The following is a 14,628-nucleotide window of genomic DNA, read 5'->3' as shown; positions in this document are numbered from 1 at the left end:
GCCGGGGCGGGAATTCCTCGCTGACCGGTTCCCACCGGTTCGTCCGGCCGCTTCCGCCGCCCCGGCTGCGGGCCGTGGCGGCCGCTGCGCCAGGATGGAACCGACACGCAGGCACAGCCGAGGAGCTCACGATCGCCAGAAAGCCTCAACCCGAGGGCGGCCAGGCGCCGGTCGTCCAGCGGGTCCGGATCCGGTACGCCAAGCGTGGACCGCTGCGGTTCACCTCGCACCGGGACTTCGCCCGGGCCTTCGAGCGCGCGCTGCGCCGGGCCGGCGTACCGATCGCCTTCTCCCAGGGTTTCACCCCGCACCCGAAGATCTCGTACGCCTCCGCCGCGCCGACCGGTGTGGCCAGCGAGGCGGAGTACCTGGAGATCGGCCTGCGCGAGCCGGTCGACCCGGCGCAGCTGCGGGCAGCCCTGGACGCCGCCCTGTCGCCCGGGCTGGACGTGCTGGACGCCGTGGAGGCCACCGGCGGCAGCCTGGCCGACCGGATCGAGGCCTCCCGGTGGCGGATCGAGCTGCCCGAGGTCGACCCGGCCGTGCTGGAGCGGGCCGTGAGCGCGTTCACCGCCGCCGGGGAGATCCAGGTCGAGCGGATGACCAAGCAGGGGCGGCGCACCTTCGACGCCCGCGCCGCCGTCATGTCGATCGATGCGCTGCCGCCGTCCGAGACGCCTTCCGGGGCGACGGCCGTACCGTGTGCGATACTCGAACTGGTCGTGCGGCAGGTCACCCCCTCCGTACGACCCGATGACGTCCTTTCCGGCCTCCGCGTGGTGGCCGACCTGGAGCCGCCGGTCTCCCCGAGGGTGATCCGGCTGGCACAGGGCACGCTGACCGCGCAGGGCGAGATCGTCGATCCGTTGGACGCGGATCGCGACGGGGCAGCCATCGGAGAGCGCTGACCGACGGTCAGCGTTCTGGCAGGCAGACTTCGGCGGTCGCGCACCTGCGCGCCCGGCGGAAACACCTTTTGCGGCGACCCTGCGTGGCAGCGCTCACCCGCGCCCGGGGCAGCCAGAACTGGAGAACGTCCATGCTCGAGAACGAGCCCGAGGGCGGCGAACGGACCGGCGCGGAGCCGGCCGAGGCAACCGCCGCCAGCAGCACCGACAGCACCGCCGAGGTCAAGCCGCCGGCCCGCAAGCGGGCCAGCCGCCGCAAGGCCGCCCCGCTGAACCAGCCGGAGCAGACCGACGCGCCGGCCGAGGCGCCGACCGCGGTCACCGGCAGCGGCGAGTCGCCGCAGGCCGAGGTGTTCGCCCCGATCGCCGGGGAGTTGGAGGCCGCGCCGAAGACCCGGCGGCGGCGCAAGGCGACCCCTGCCAAGGCGGTCGAGGAGCCGGTGGCCGCGGCCGGGGTGGAGGCCGCCTCGGACGAGGTGGTGCCGCCGGTCAAGGTGACCCGCACCCGCCGCCGCAAGAGCACCCCGCCGCCGGTGGAGGCCGCCGCGGAGGAGGCGCCCGCCGAGGCCGCCGAGCCGCACGCGATCGCCGAGCCGCAGGCCGACACCGAGCCGCCCGCCGCGCCCGCCGCTTCGGAGCCCCCGGCGACCGCCGAGGGTGAGGACGAGGACGCGGTCGGTGAGGACGCCGAGGAGGAGCCGACCCCCGACGATCGGCGCGCCGACGAGTCGGTCCTGGCCCGGGCCGGGGGGCCGGAGGACCGGACCGGTGAGGTGTCGCCGGGCGCCGCGGTGCCGGGTCCGGTCGAGGAGCCGGCCGAGGAGCCCGCGCCGACCGGCCGCCGGCGCCGCGCGGCACTCTCCGCGCCCACCGTCCTGTTCATGCCCCCGCAGCCCGAGGAGGCCCCGGTCGTCCGGGTCACCTACCCGGTCGCTGAGGAGCCGGTCGAGGAGCCGGCGGAGACCGGCCGGCGCCGCCGGCGCGGCCGCCGCGAGCCCGAGCCGGTCGAGGTCGAGGCCGAGGAGGAGCCCACCGCCGAGACCGACGAGGTCGCCGAGGCGGAGGAGGACGAGGACGAGGCGGCCATTCGCCGCCGCCGTCGTCGGGGCCGCCGGGGCCGGGGCCGTGGCCGGGGCGTCGAGGAGGCCGAGGAGGAGGAGGCCGAGGAGGCCGTCCGGGCCGAGTCCGCCGAGGCCGAGGCCGAGGAGAGCGAGGACGAGGAGGAGGCCGAGGGCGAGGGCGAGGGGATGACCCGTCGCCGCCGTCGTCGCCGCCGCCGGGGCGCGGGCGAGGCGGAGACCGCCGCCGAGGACGGCGTCCCCACCGTCGTCAAGATCCGCGAGCCGCGCCGGGCCGTCGACGAGGTGCAGGGTGTCTCGGGCTCGACCCGGCTGGAGGCCAAGCGGCAGCGCCGCCGGGACGGTCGCGAGCAGCGGCGTACCCGCCCGCCGATCCTCAGCGAGTCGGAGTTCCTGGCCCGCCGGGAGGCGGTCGACCGGGTGATGGCCGTCCGGCAGCGGGGCGACCGCACCCAGATCGCGGTCCTCGAGGACGGCGTGCTGGTCGAGCACTACGTGACCCGCAACTCGTCCGGCACCATGGCCGGCAACGTCTACCTGGGCAAGGTCCAGAACGTGCTGCCCAGCATGGAGGCGGCCTTCGTCGACATCGGGCGCGGCCGCAACGCGGTGCTCTACGCCGGTGAGGTCAACTGGGACACCACCGGCCTGGAGGGCCGGGCCCGCTCGATCGAGCAGGCGCTCCGGTCCGGCGACTCGGTGCTGGTGCAGGTCACCAAGGACCCGATCGGGCACAAGGGCGCCCGGTTGACCAGCCACATCGCGCTGTCCGGCCGGCACCTGGTGTACGTGCCGAACGGCAACGCCTCCGGCATCAGCCGCAAGCTGCCGGACACCGAGCGCAAGCGGCTGCGGGACATCCTCAAGAAGCTGGTGCCGGACGGCGCCGGCGTGATCGTCCGGACGGCCGCCGAGGGCGCCAGCGAGGACGAGCTGGCCCGGGACGTCAAGCGGCTCCAGGCGCAGTGGGAGGAGATCCAGGCCAAGGCGGCCGAGGGCGGCGCCCCGGTGCTGCTCTACGAGGAGCCCGACCTGGTGATCCGGGTGGTCCGGGACCTGTTCAACGAGGACTTCCGCGAGCTGGTCATCGAGGGCGAGCCGGCGTACGACCTGGTCGAGTCCTACCTGTCGCACGTCTCGCCGGACCTGGTGGCCCGGCTGCGCCGGCACGCCGGCACCACCGACGTCTTCGCCGAGTACCGGATCGACGAGCAGATCCTCAAGGGCCTGGACCGGAAGGTCTTCCTGCCCTCCGGCGGCTCGCTGGTGATCGACCGGACCGAGGCGATGACCGTCATCGACGTCAACACCGGCAAGTACACGGGCTCCGGGGGCAACCTGGAGGAGACGGTCACCCGGAACAACCTGGAGGCGGCCGAGGAGATCGTGCGCCAGCTCCGGCTGCGCGACCTCGGCGGCATCGTGGTGATCGACTTCATCGACATGGTGCTGGAGTCGAACCGGGAGCTGGTGCTGCGCCGCCTCACCGAATGCCTCGGCCGGGACCGCACCAAGCACCAGGTCACCGAGATCACCTCGCTCGGCCTGGTGCAGATGACGCGCAAGCGGATCGGCGCGGGCCTGCTGGAGGCGTTCAGCGAGACCTGCGAGTGCTGCAAGGGCCGGGGCGTCATCATCCACACCGAGCCGGTGCCGGAGAAGCCGCGCGGCGGCGCGGGGGAGAAGGTCAAGGCCGTGGCCTCGGCCGTCACCAGCCCCGCCACCGAGGAGAAGGGCCGGCGCCGGGGCCGCAAGGGCGCCGCCGAGAAGCCCGCCGCGGAGGCCGCGGAGCAGCCCACCCCGGCCGCGCCGGAGAAGGCCGTCGCCGAGGTGGTCGACAGCACCGACGACTACTTCGACACCCAGGGCTACGACCTGTCCCGGTACGAGGCGGACACGGCGGCCGCCCCGGCGGTGGCGGACAGCCAGCAGGGCGACTCGGCCCGGCTGGCCGCCGCGGACGACCCGGACGCCATCGGGGACGGGGACGAGGAGGGCGCCGAGAACGGCACGGCCCGCCGGCGTTCCCGGCGTGGCGGCGCCCGGCGGCGTACCCGGCCGTGAGCCGCTGACCTGCACGGCGTTTGACAGGGCCCCTGCACCGGCAACAGAGTCCGGGGCAGGGGCCCTGCCGTCTCCGTCGACCCCCGGTCGGGACGGCCGGCTCCGGAGGGAGGAGACATGCGTCGGGTGTTCGTGGTCACCGCGCTGACCGGGGTCCTGCTGGCCGGCGCGGGCTGCGCCGACCGGGGCGAGGACCCCTTCGCGGTGGGCTTTGCCTCACCGGCCCCACCGCCCACGGCGGCCACACCGGCCCCGACGGCCACCGGGGACCCGGGTGTCTGCGCGCGTGCGAAGCAGGCCGGCTCCGCCGCCGTGCAGACGTACGTGTTCAAGCTGGCCGAGATGCTGCGCGCCACGGGCCGCGGTGACCGTAAGACCGCGGACGCCGCCCGGAAGGACGCGGAGACGGCCCTCGCGGGCTGGCGGGACACGCTGCGGGAGCAGTCCGGGCAGGCGACCGACCCGCGGCTGCGTACGCTGCTGGCGGACCTGGCCACCGAGGTGGGCGGGCTCGGCACCGACGTGCAGGCGATCGACGAGGCGGAGTTCGACCGCCTCCAGGGGCGGCTCGACGAGCTCTGTCCGGCCTGACGGGCGGCCCGGTTTGGGTGGCGGGCCGGGTATGGCGTACGCTTGCCTGCGGCGCACTTTGGTGTGCCGAGTTCCCGCGTGCCCGCGCCGCCGGTGTCACGGCTCCCGGCGAGACGCCGTGGGAACGACCGACCGGTAACGGTGGGTGAAGACGCCAGCAGCCTCAACGACAGGGAGTCCGCCTCCGATGTACGCGATCGTCAAGACCGGCGGCAAGCAGTACAAGGTCGCCGAGGGCGACGTGATCGAGGTCGAGAAGCTCACCGGTGCCCCCGGTGACGCGGTGAAGCTCACCGCGGTGCTCCTCGTCGACGGTGACGACCTGGTGACCGACGCGGCGAAGCTTGCCAAGGTCGCGGTGTCCGGCGAGATCGCCGCGCACACCAAGGGCCCGAAGATCCGGATCCACAAGTTCAAGAACAAGACCGGCTACCACAAGCGCCAGGGTCACCGCCAGCCGCTGACCCAGGTCAAGGTGACCGGCATCTCCAGCGGGAAGTAGGTCGTCCTCCAATGGCTCACAAAAAGGGTGCGTCCAGCTCGCGTAACGGTCGCGACTCCGCGGCCCAGCGGCTCGGCGTGAAGCGCTTCGGTGGTCAGGTCGTCAGCGCGGGTGAGATCCTCATCCGTCAGCGTGGCACCAAGTTCCACCCCGGTGACCTGGTCGGCCGTGGCGGCGACGACACGCTGTTCGCGCTGGCCGCCGGCTCGGTCCAGTTCGGCACCAAGCGCGGTCGCAAGACCGTCAGCATCGTGCCGCAGCAGTAGTTTTCCGGCGAAGCGGGCCGCGGACCTCGTGTCCCGGCCCGCTTCGTCTTTTCTCACGCGCGGGCGTGCCCGCTGGAAGGATTGCGTCGTGACGACGTTCGTTGACCGGGTCGTCCTGCACATGCAGGCCGGCGACGGCGGGCACGGCTGTGTCTCCATCCACCGGGAGAAGTTCAAGCCCTTCGGCGGCCCCGACGGCGGCAACGGCGGCCACGGCGGCAGCGTCTCGCTGGTCGTCGACCCGCAGGTGACCACGCTGCTCGACTTCCACTTCCGGCCGCACATGAAGGCCGAGAACGGCAAGGGCGGCGCCGGCTCGAACCGGGACGGGGCCAACGGCCGCGACCTGGTCATCAAGGTGCCGAACGGCACCGTGGTGCAGACCCTCGACGGTGAGGTGCTGGCCGACCTGGTGGGTGTGGGCACGACCTTCGAGGCGGCCCGGGGCGGCCGCGGCGGCCGGGGCAACGCCTCGCTGGCCAACGCCCGGCGCAAGGCTCCCGGCTTCGCCGAGCTGGGTGAGCCCGGCGACCGGCTCGACGTGGTGCTGGAGCTGAAGAGCGTCGCCGACGTCGGCCTGGTGGGCTTCCCGTCGGCGGGCAAGTCCTCGCTGATCTCGGTGATCTCCGCGGCCAAGCCGAAGATCGCCGACTACCCGTTCACCACGCTCGTGCCCAACCTGGGCGTCGTCCGGGTGGACAACCACACCTTCACGGTCGCCGACGTGCCGGGGCTCATCCCGGGCGCGGCCACCGGCAGGGGCCTGGGCCTGGAGTTCCTCCGCCACGTCGAGCGGTGCGCCGTGCTGGTGCACGTGGTCGACACGGCGACGCTGGAGCCGGGCCGGGACCCGCTCGCCGACATCGACGCCATCGAGTCCGAGCTGTCGCAGTACGGCGGTCTGGCCGACCGCCCCCGACTCGTGGCGCTCAACAAGATCGACGTGCCGGACGGACGGGACCTCGCCGACATCGTCCGGCCCGACCTGGAGGCCCGCGGCTTCCGGGTGTTCGACGTCTCCACGGCCACCCGTGAGGGGCTGCGGGAGCTGACGTACGCGATGGCCGAGCTGGTCGACGAGTCGCGCCGCGCCGCGCCGCCGGCCGAGCCGACCCGGATCGTGCTCCGCCCCAGGGCGGTCGACGACACCGGCTTCACCATCGAGGCCGAGGAGGACGGGTCCTTCACCGTCCGGGGCAACCGCCCGGAGCGCTGGGTCAAGCAGACCAACTTCGACAACGACGAGGCCGTGGGCTACCTGGCCGACCGGCTGGCCCGGCTCGGCGTGGAGGAGAAGCTGGCCAAGGCCGGCGCGCAGGCGGGCGACCTGGTCCGGATCGGCGACCGGGAGTTCGACTGGCAGCCGACCCTCTACGCCGGGGTCGACTTCGTCCCCGGCAACCGGGGCACCGACGTCCGGTTGGAGGACAAGTCGGCCCGGGCCTCCGCCGCCGAGCGGCTGGCCGCCCGCAAGGCGCGCCGGGTGCGCCCGGAGGACGAGCTGGAGGCGGCCGCCCCGCAGGACGACGCCGACGACGAGGACTGGGACTAGTTCCGCTCCATCCGTGTTCGGGACGTTGGCCGGAAACCTCCGTGAAATCCGGTCGACCTACCGTGACGGGATGCTGATCGAATCCCGTCCCGCCACCGATCCCGAGATCGCCGCCCTGGTCGTCGCCCAGCAGCGCGAGCTGCGCGAGGCCGACGGCGGCCTGGACGGGCAGGCCACGGTCACCCACGACGACATCCGCTACCTGGCGGTGGTCGAGGGTGGCCGGGCGGTCGCCTGCGGCGGCCTCCAGGCGCTCGACGCCGACACCGGCGAGCTGAAGCGGATGTACGTCCGCCCGGCGTACCGGGGGCGGGGCATCGCCCGGCAGCTGCTGGCCGCCCTGGAGGAGCTGGCGTTCCGGCAGGGGCACACCACCGTCTGCCTGGAGACCGGCACCTACCTCCCGGCCGCCATCGGCCTCTACCGGTCCTGCGGCTACCAGCCGATCCCGGTGTACGGCGAGTACGTCGACAACCCGTACAGCGTCTGCTTCGCCAAGCGGCTCCCGGTCGCCGCCTGAGGCCGGCCCCTACGCGCCGGTCTCGGCGTGTGCCGCGGTGACCGGCTTGGACTCGGGGCTGGCGTGCTGGCGCAGCACGATGCTGAGCAGGATGAGCACGCCCACGGCGAGGAACTCGCTCTGCCAGTTCTGCATCGACTGGAACCAGAAGTCGCTGGTGCCGAGGAACTGCCAGGCGCCGATCGGGGCGGCCCCGCTCTGCAGTGCCTGCTCCTCGTTGTAGGCGGCCACGCCGCCGAACAGGTGCCCCAGGAACGAGCCCGCGAAGATCATGAGCAGTGCGATGGAGAGGCTGTTCCGGTAGACCACCAGCGGCAGGCCGCCGGCCCGCACCGGCCACGGGGAGTCCGGCTTCGCGTGCCGCGGGTCGTCCTCGGGCCGGTCCGTCTGGCCCTCCGGCTTCGACTCGGCCGAGCCCCTCTGCACCAGGTACGCGGTGAGCAGCACGTAGCCGCCCATCTGGAGGAACTCCGACTCCCAGTTCTCGAAGACGGCCTCGGCGAAGTGCCCGGTGCCCAGGTACGCCCACCAGCTCAGCGGCGCGGCGCCGTTCTCGGCCAGCTCCTCGTTGTGCACGTGCCAGCCGAACACGCTCTGTAACACCAAAAAGATCGCGAACGCGCCGAGCATGGCGACCGTGAGCGCGTTGTCCCGCAACCACCGTGGCATCGCCGGACCTCCTCGTCCCACCGGGGTCACTCCCCGTGGTGGTCCTGGTGCCCCAGGCGCGGAGCGGGCAAACGCGGGCCCGGTGTGTCGCGGCCGACGCCGCTCGAACGGGTGACGGTGCTGGTCAGGGCCGGTCGAGGGGGCTGTCCAGCCGCCCGCCGGTGCCCACCTGGTTGTTGAGCAGCAGACCCAGCGCCAGCATGCCGAAGCCGAGGAAGAGGTGCAGCCAGTTGTCGGCGTCGTTGAACGGCACGAAGTTCGCGGCGGTCTCCCGGTCGATGCCGAAGCCGTACAGCCAGAGGCCCAGGTAGGCGGCGCCGCCACCGGCCAGGAACAGCCGCGCCCCGGCGACCCGGCGGGCCAGCACGAGGCCGGCCAGGCCGAAGAGCAGGTGCAGCAGGTTGTGCAGGATCGACACCTGGAACAGGCCGATCAGCTTGGCCTCGGAGTGGTGGCCGGCGAACCTCAGGTCGCCGTAGTGGGTGGTGAAGCCGGGGACGAAGCCGAGCACACCGATCAGCACGAAGACGGCGGCCACCGCGAGGGCGACCTTCTGGATCGGCGGCCGGGACCGGGCCGCGGCGCGTCCGCGCACGTCACGTGCCATCGCTGTCACCTCCGTGAGCTCACCGCCGCCCGGGCGGGCAGACCCTCCATTGTGTGACCGGCGCGGGGCAGCTCCGCAGAGAAATGACGAATCAGGCATGGACCCGGCCACCGGGGGTAGGGATTCCGACACGCCGGCAGCAACGCCGGCGTGATCCCCCGAGCACAACCGCTACGAGTTCCGAGCGGAAGGGACATCATGACTTACGATCTGCCATCCTCCTCCGGCACGTACGAGTCGACCAACGGTGGTGGGGTCCGTGACCAGGCCCGCCAGGTCGGCAACGAGGCCGCCAACGCGGGCGGCGCTGTCGCGCAGACCGCCAAGGAGCAGGGCCAGGAGGTGGTGGGCGAGGCCAAGCGCCAGGCCCGCAACCTCTACGGCGAGGCCCGCAACCAGGTCACCGCCCAGACCAGCCAGCAGCAGCAGCGCGCGGCGAGCGGGCTGCGCTCGCTGGCCGACGAGATGCGCTCGATGGCGCAGAACGGCGGCAGCGCGGGCCCGGTCACCGAACTGGCCCACCAGGCCGCCGACCGCGTGCACGGCGTGGCCGGCTGGCTGGAGCAGCGCGAGCCGGGCGACCTCCTCAACGAGGTGAAGAACTACGCCCGCCGCAACCCGGGCACCTTCCTGGTCGGCGCCGCCCTCCTGGGCGTGGTGGCCGGCCGGCTGACCCGCAACATCGCGGCCATCGGCGACGGCAACGGCGTGCAGCCGTCGTACGACCCGGACCGGACCGCGGTCATCCCGACCTCGCGGGCGGTGCCGGAGCAGGTGCCGCCGGGCGGCTACCTCGACCCGACCCCCGGCACGTACGCCGAGCCGGACCCGGGTTACTCCGCGCCGGGCGCGACCTACCCGGGTGGCGGCGCCCCGAACACCTGGGCCGACCCGGAGGGTGGCACCGGCCAGCCGCTGCCCCCGCCGAGCCGGACCGACCCGCTGCCGGGCGTGCCGTCGAGCGGCGTCAACCGTCCGTGAACGGCCTGACCGGCAGAAGGGAGGCGACGGCATGAGCATGCCGACGCAGGGGTCCGGACTGGACTCCGGCTACACCGCGCCGGGCGCGCAGCACACCGCGGACGAGGTCCGGAGCAGCTCCATCGGCGAGCTGATGCGCCAGGTGACCACGGACCTCTCCACGCTGATGCGCCAGGAGGTCGAGCTGGCCAAGGCCGAGATCCGCCAGGAGGGGAAGAAGGCGGGCAAGGCCGCCGGCCTCTTCGGCGGCGCCGGCTTCGGCGGCTACATGGTGGCGCTCTTCGTCTCCATCGCGATCTGGCAGTTCCTCGACAACGTGATGGATTCGGGCCTGGCCGCGCTGATCGTGGCCGTGATCTGGGCCGTGGTCGCCGCGGTCCTCTACTCGATGGGCAAGAAGAACGCCGAGCGGATCCGCGGCCTCAAGCAGACCAACGACAGCGTGCAGCGCATCCCCGACGCGCTCAAGCCGCACCCGGAGGGAGTCAACCGATGAGCACCGATCCCGACCAGATCCGCCGCGAGATCGAAGCCACGCGCACCAACCTGAGCTCGGACGTGGACGCCCTGGCGTACAAGGTCAGCCCGAGCCGCATCGTCGACGACCGCAAGCAGCGCGTTCGCAGCGCGCTGACGAATGTGAAGGACAAGGTGATGGGAACCGCATCGGACCTCGGCCACAGCACCGGCCACGCCGCCCACTCGGTGGGCGACCACGCCTCCTCGGCGGCGTCCACGGTCGGCGACAAGGCGCACGCCGCCGCCTCCACCGTCGGCGACGCCGCCCAGCGGGCGCCGCAGGTGCTGCGGGAGAAGTCCGAGGGCAACCCGATCGCCGCCGGCGTGATCGCCTTCGGCGTCGGCATGCTGGTCTCCTCGCTGATCCCGGCCACCCGCCGCGAGCAGCAGGTCGCCGCGCAGGTCAAGGAGAAGGCGGCCGAGCACGGCGGCGTGGTGAAGGAGAAGCTCACCGAGGTCGCCGGCGAGCTGAAGGAGGAGCTGCGGGAGCCCGCGCAGCACGCCACCGAGTCGGTGAAGGCCACCGCCCAGGACGCCGTGCACGCGGTCAAGGACGACACCAAGTCGGCCGCGCAGGACGTCAAGGACACTGCGCAGCAGTCCCGCGACCAGGTGCGGTACTGACCGCCGGCATCCGTACGCCGCAGCTCGCGGCCACTCCCGGCAGCACGCCGGGGAGTGGCCGCGAGCTGTCGTGTGCGGGCTCCCCGGCTCAGTGCGGCAGCCGGTCCGCCCGGACCGGTGCCGGCGCGGCGCCGGTCTCCACCCAGAGCACCAGGTCGTCGGGCCGGCGTTCGGTGTGCCGCCGGCGCAGCGCCCGGACGGAGTGCGCGGCCTGACCGGCCGGCCCGGCGGGCGCGCCGCCGCGCAGCCGCCGGCCCACGGCGAACCAGGCGCCGGCCCCGCGGCCCAGCAGCCAGAGCGGCGCCGCGAGCGTGGTGTGCGCCGGGAAGACCCGGGCTCCGCCCGCCCGTCGCCGGCCGAGCTCCGCCAGGGCCACCGTCGCCACACCGGCGTGCAGCAGCAGCCCCGGCCGGCGGGCGGCGAGCGCGGCCGCCGCCGGCAGCACCGCCAGCGCGGCCAGCAGCCACCCCGGCCGGGCCGGCTCGTCGTACGCCGGCTCGACCGGCCGCCCCGCGGCCGGCGGGAGCCGGCGGACGTAGAGCCAGGCCGGGTTCGCCGTGGCCCCGCCGTAGGCGCGGACCGTCCGGACCAGCTCCAGGTTCCCGGCGAGCACGTCCGGGTCGTAGCCGCCCATGGCCAGGAAGGTGCTCCGGCGCACCGCGAGCGTGCCCGCCGAGTCCCCGCCGAGCGCCCGGCGCAGCAGCGTCCCGCCGGTGTCCCGCCAGGCGGGCCAGGGCAGCGGTGCGACATGGTGCTGCGGCCGGACCAGGTCCACCCGGTCCAGCAGCCCGTGCACGGCGCGGAGCCCCGCCAGGTCGTAGCGGACGTCGTCACCGGCGATCACCACGTGCTCGTGGCGGGCCAGGGCGACGCCGGTCAGCACGCCGAGCGCCCGGCGGTTGCGCCCGCGCAGGGCGGGATCGGGCGGGACGTGCCGCACCAGCCCCCGCCACGCGGCCGCGTGCCGGGCGAACCGCTCGGGCGGCGACCCGTCCACGACGATCACGTCCACCCACCGGCTCAGGTCGCGCAGGTATTCGGTGAGCTCGTCGGCGTCGGCCTCCGCGGGCAGCGGCAGGACGTACGCCAGCGGGAGCCGGTCCGGCGCGGAGGCCGCGCCGGTCCCGCGGCGGAAGACCGCCTGCTCGGCCGCGGCCGGACGGCGCCGGTCGGACTGGCTCGGATCGATGGCCACGGGGCGCCCCTCTCGGTCTGGCGGGGCCGGCAGCGTGCCCGAAATTTCGGTGATCAAACGGTTTCACCGTTTCGACGCCTCCGGGCCGGGTAGCGCACCGGAATGCGGGTGGTCCGAGGCGCCCCGGTGGAGGAGACGTGATGAGCAGCAGCAACGCGACGAGGTGGGCGCTGGCCGGCGCCGCCACGGTGACCGCGCTCGGGGTCGGCCGGGTGGTGGCCCGGCGCCGCCGCCGGCACCAACCCGACCGGGTGGACGGCTGGTACGTCGTCCACCGGGGGATCACCGTGGACCGGCCGGTGGAGGCGGTGATCGGTTTCTGGACCGACCGGGAGCGGCTGGACCGGGGGCTCGCCGAGTGGGCGACCCTGGAGCAGGTCGGCGACAACCGGTGGCGCTGCGTGGCGAGCGACCCGGCCGGAGGCGGCACCGAGTGGCGGGCCGAGATCACCGTCGACGGCCCGGGCCGGCTGAGCTGGCGGGTCACCCACGGGCCGGTGGCCCAGCAGGGGCGGGTCGAGCTGGTGCCCGCGCCGCAGGACCGGGGCACCGAGATCCGCGCCGAGCTGCGCTGGCGGTCCGGCCCGGTGCGCCGGGCCCTCGGCCTGGCCGGCGGGGACGACCCGGACGTCGCGCTGCGCAGCGGTCTGCGCCGGATCAAGTCCCTCATCGAGACCGGCCAGGTGCTGGACACCCGGCACGACCCGTCGGGGCGGAGCCCGAAGCAGGAGCAGGCGACCGACCGGGTGCGGGAGAAGCTGATGGCGGGAGGCCGGCCGTGAGGGCGCTGTGCTGGGAGGGCGTCGGCAGGCTGGCCGTACGCGACGTGCCGGACCCGGCCATCCGGTCGGGCGGCGACATCATCGTCAAGGTGCGGGCCAGCAGCGTGTGCGGCTCCGACCTGCACCTGATCAACGGGTACCTGCCGGCGATGCGGGAGGGGGACATCCTCGGCCACGAGTTCATGGGCGAGGTGGTGGAAACCGGCCCCGACGTGCAGCGGATCAAGGTCGGCGACCGGGTGGTGGTCGGCTCCGTGGTGGCCTGCGGCGGCTGCTGGTACTGCCGCACCGAGCAGTACTCGCTCTGCGACAACTCCAACCCGCAGCCCGTCTTCACCGAGAAGCTCTGGGGGCACTCGCCGGCCGGGATCCTCGGCTACTCGCACGCGGCCGGCGGCTACTCGGGCAGCCACGCGGAGTACATCCGGGTGCCGTTCGGCGACGTCGGCGCGTTCACCGTGCCGGCCGGGGTGCCGGACGACTCCGTGGTGTTCGCCTCCGACGCCATGCCGACCGGCTGGATGGCCGCCGACTTCTGCGGCCTGAAGGGCGGCGAGGTGGTGGCCGTGTGGGGCGCGGGCGGGGTGGGCCAGATGGCCGCCCGGTCCGCGCAGATCCTCGGCGCCGAGCGGGTGATCGTCATCGACCGGCTGCCGGAGCGGCTGGCCACGGCCGCGCAGCGGCTCGGCGTCGAGACGATCAACTACGCGGAGACCGACGTGCTGGAGGCGCTGCGGGAGATGACCGCCGGGCGCGGACCGGACGCCTGCATCGAGGCGGTCGGCATGGAGGCCCACGACGTCGGGCCGGTCTACGCGTACGACAAGGCGAAGCAGAGCGCCCGGCTGCAGAGCGACCGGCCCACCTCGGTCCGGCAGGCGATCATGGCGTGCCGCAAGGGCGGCACCGTGAGCATCGTCGGCGTGTACGGCGGCCTGGTGGACAAGTTCCCGCTCGGCGCGGCCATGAACAAGGCGCTCGTGCTGCGGATGGGGCAGATGCACGCCCAGCGCTACATCCCCATGCTGCTGGACCGGATCGCGATCGGCGAGATCGACCCCGGCTACCTGGCCACCCACCCCATGTCGCTGGAGCAGGGCGCCCGGGGCTACGAGATCTTCCAGAAGAAGGAGGAGGGCTGCCTGCGCACCGTGCTGCACCCGCAGGCGGCCTGACCGGGCGGGGATCGCCGGGACGTGCGTCGATTCGAAATTGCACGGCGGGGTACAGCACGACACATGCCCGCCCAGATCGATGAGACGCCGTCCCGGCCCGCCGTGCGGGCCTTCGGCGGCAGCGCGGTCGCCGTGGTGGTGGCCGGCGCGGTCGCCCTGCTGACCCGGCAGCCGTGGCTGTTCCCCAGCCTCGGACCGGCGATCATGCTGCACGTCGAGCAGCCCGGCAAGCCGGAGTCCTCGCCGCGGAACACCGTCATCGGGCACCTGGTGGCACTGCTCGCCGGGTACGCGTTCCTGGTGGTCACCGGGCTGGCCCACCGCCCGTCGGCGCTGCAGGAGGGGGTGTCCGGGGCGCGGATCGTGGCCGCGGCCGGCTCGCTCGCGGTCACCGCCGCGGTGCTGGTGCTGCTGAAGGCCGCGCACCCACCGGCCGGCGCGACCACACTGATCGTGAGCCTCGGGCTGCTGCACACCCCGGTCCAGCTCGTCGTGGCGTTCGCCGCCGTGCTGCTGGTGACCGCGGTGGACCTGCTGTTCAACCGGGCGACCGGCCGGCCGATGCCGCTGTGGGCGGCGCCGAAGGAGGGATGA

General features: G+C 73.9%; 16 protein-coding genes. 13 read left to right on the top strand and 3 right to left on the bottom strand.

The features are described 5' to 3' along the window. Window positions 1-212: 212 nt before the first annotated feature. The 7 genes from GCE86_RS19090 (at window position 213) to GCE86_RS19060 (ending at window position 7,482) form a co-directional block, all read left to right on the top strand. Window positions 213-908 (top strand): TIGR03936 family radical SAM-associated protein, encoded by a 696-nt coding sequence (locus tag GCE86_RS19090; protein WP_239542889.1) that lies wholly within the window; start codon window positions 213-215, stop codon window positions 906-908. A 131-nt stretch (window positions 909-1,039) separates the two neighbouring features. Further along, window positions 1,040-4,051, top strand: coding sequence for an Rne/Rng family ribonuclease (locus tag GCE86_RS19085; protein WP_154228221.1), 3,012 nt, complete (start codon window positions 1,040-1,042; stop codon window positions 4,049-4,051). A gap of 117 nt (window positions 4,052-4,168) precedes the next feature. Further along, window positions 4,169-4,642 carry a hypothetical protein gene (locus GCE86_RS19080; protein ID WP_154228220.1) on the top strand — a complete coding sequence of 158 codons (474 nt, stop codon included), beginning with the start codon at window positions 4,169-4,171 and terminating at the stop codon, window positions 4,640-4,642. Between the two features lie 187 nt (window positions 4,643-4,829). Then, window positions 4,830-5,144 (top strand): 50S ribosomal protein L21, encoded by a 315-nt coding sequence (gene rplU, locus GCE86_RS19075; RefSeq protein ID WP_067312477.1) that lies wholly within the window; start codon window positions 4,830-4,832, stop codon window positions 5,142-5,144. 11 nt (window positions 5,145-5,155) lie between these two features. Next, window positions 5,156-5,410 carry a 50S ribosomal protein L27 gene (gene rpmA, locus GCE86_RS19070; RefSeq protein WP_013288010.1) on the top strand — a complete coding sequence of 85 codons (255 nt, stop codon included), beginning with the start codon at window positions 5,156-5,158 and terminating at the stop codon, window positions 5,408-5,410. A gap of 88 nt (window positions 5,411-5,498) precedes the next feature. Beyond that, window positions 5,499-6,962: a GTPase ObgE gene (gene obgE / locus GCE86_RS19065; RefSeq protein ID WP_154228219.1), complete on the top strand. Its 1,464-nt coding sequence runs from the start codon at window positions 5,499-5,501 to the stop codon at window positions 6,960-6,962. A gap of 70 nt (window positions 6,963-7,032) precedes the next feature. Beyond that, window positions 7,033-7,482, top strand: coding sequence for a GNAT family N-acetyltransferase (locus GCE86_RS19060; RefSeq protein ID WP_154228218.1), 450 nt, complete (start codon window positions 7,033-7,035; stop codon window positions 7,480-7,482). Between the two features lie 9 nt (window positions 7,483-7,491). On the opposite strand, the gene GCE86_RS19055 is transcribed toward GCE86_RS19060, so the two are convergent. Together GCE86_RS19055 and GCE86_RS19050 are read right to left on the bottom strand one after the other, a co-directional pair. Next, entirely contained in the window at window positions 7,492-8,151 is a 660-nt protein-coding gene (locus tag GCE86_RS19055; protein WP_154228217.1) for a DUF6766 family protein, read from the bottom strand. 124 nt (window positions 8,152-8,275) lie between these two features. After that, entirely contained in the window at window positions 8,276-8,758 is a 483-nt protein-coding gene (locus tag GCE86_RS19050; protein WP_154228216.1) for a DUF4383 domain-containing protein, read from the bottom strand. 198 nt (window positions 8,759-8,956) lie between these two features. Between GCE86_RS19050 and GCE86_RS19045 the strand changes: the two genes are divergently transcribed. The 3 genes from GCE86_RS19045 to GCE86_RS19035 are packed head-to-tail and all read left to right on the top strand — an operon-like array spanning window position 8,957 to window position 10,882. Then, a complete protein-coding gene (locus GCE86_RS19045; RefSeq protein ID WP_154228215.1) occupies window positions 8,957-9,739 on the top strand; it encodes a hypothetical protein in 783 nt (260 codons plus the stop codon). A 31-nt stretch (window positions 9,740-9,770) separates the two neighbouring features. Next, window positions 9,771-10,235, top strand: coding sequence for a phage holin family protein (locus GCE86_RS19040; RefSeq protein ID WP_154228214.1), 465 nt, complete (start codon window positions 9,771-9,773; stop codon window positions 10,233-10,235). Further along, window positions 10,232-10,882 (top strand): DUF3618 domain-containing protein, encoded by a 651-nt coding sequence (locus GCE86_RS19035; RefSeq protein ID WP_154228213.1) that lies wholly within the window; start codon window positions 10,232-10,234, stop codon window positions 10,880-10,882. The genes GCE86_RS19040 and GCE86_RS19035 overlap by 4 nt, the downstream gene beginning before the upstream one ends. Window positions 10,883-10,970: 88 nt before the next feature. On the opposite strand, the gene GCE86_RS19030 is transcribed toward GCE86_RS19035, so the two are convergent. Continuing rightward, window positions 10,971-12,077 (bottom strand): glycosyltransferase family 2 protein, encoded by a 1,107-nt coding sequence (locus tag GCE86_RS19030; RefSeq protein ID WP_239542882.1) that lies wholly within the window; start codon window positions 12,075-12,077, stop codon window positions 10,971-10,973. A gap of 140 nt (window positions 12,078-12,217) precedes the next feature. On the opposite strand from GCE86_RS19030, the gene GCE86_RS19025 reads away from it, so the two are divergent. From GCE86_RS19025 to GCE86_RS19015, 3 genes are all read left to right on the top strand, one after another. Beyond that, window positions 12,218-12,859: an SRPBCC family protein gene (locus GCE86_RS19025; RefSeq protein ID WP_154228212.1), complete on the top strand. Its 642-nt coding sequence runs from the start codon at window positions 12,218-12,220 to the stop codon at window positions 12,857-12,859. Further along, window positions 12,856-14,034 carry a zinc-dependent alcohol dehydrogenase gene (locus GCE86_RS19020; protein ID WP_154228211.1) on the top strand — a complete coding sequence of 393 codons (1,179 nt, stop codon included), beginning with the start codon at window positions 12,856-12,858 and terminating at the stop codon, window positions 14,032-14,034. The genes GCE86_RS19025 and GCE86_RS19020 overlap by 4 nt, the downstream gene beginning before the upstream one ends. A gap of 63 nt (window positions 14,035-14,097) precedes the next feature. Beyond that, the gene (locus tag GCE86_RS19015; protein WP_154228210.1) at window positions 14,098-14,628 is read left to right on the top strand and encodes an HPP family protein; all 531 of its coding nucleotides are present in this window, start codon (window positions 14,098-14,100) and stop codon (window positions 14,626-14,628) included.

This window comes from Micromonospora terminaliae (genome assembly GCF_009671205.1).
In the GTDB taxonomy this organism is placed as follows: domain Bacteria; phylum Actinomycetota; class Actinomycetes; order Mycobacteriales; family Micromonosporaceae; genus Micromonospora; species Micromonospora terminaliae.
This window is presented reverse-complemented; position numbering and strand designations above follow the sequence as displayed.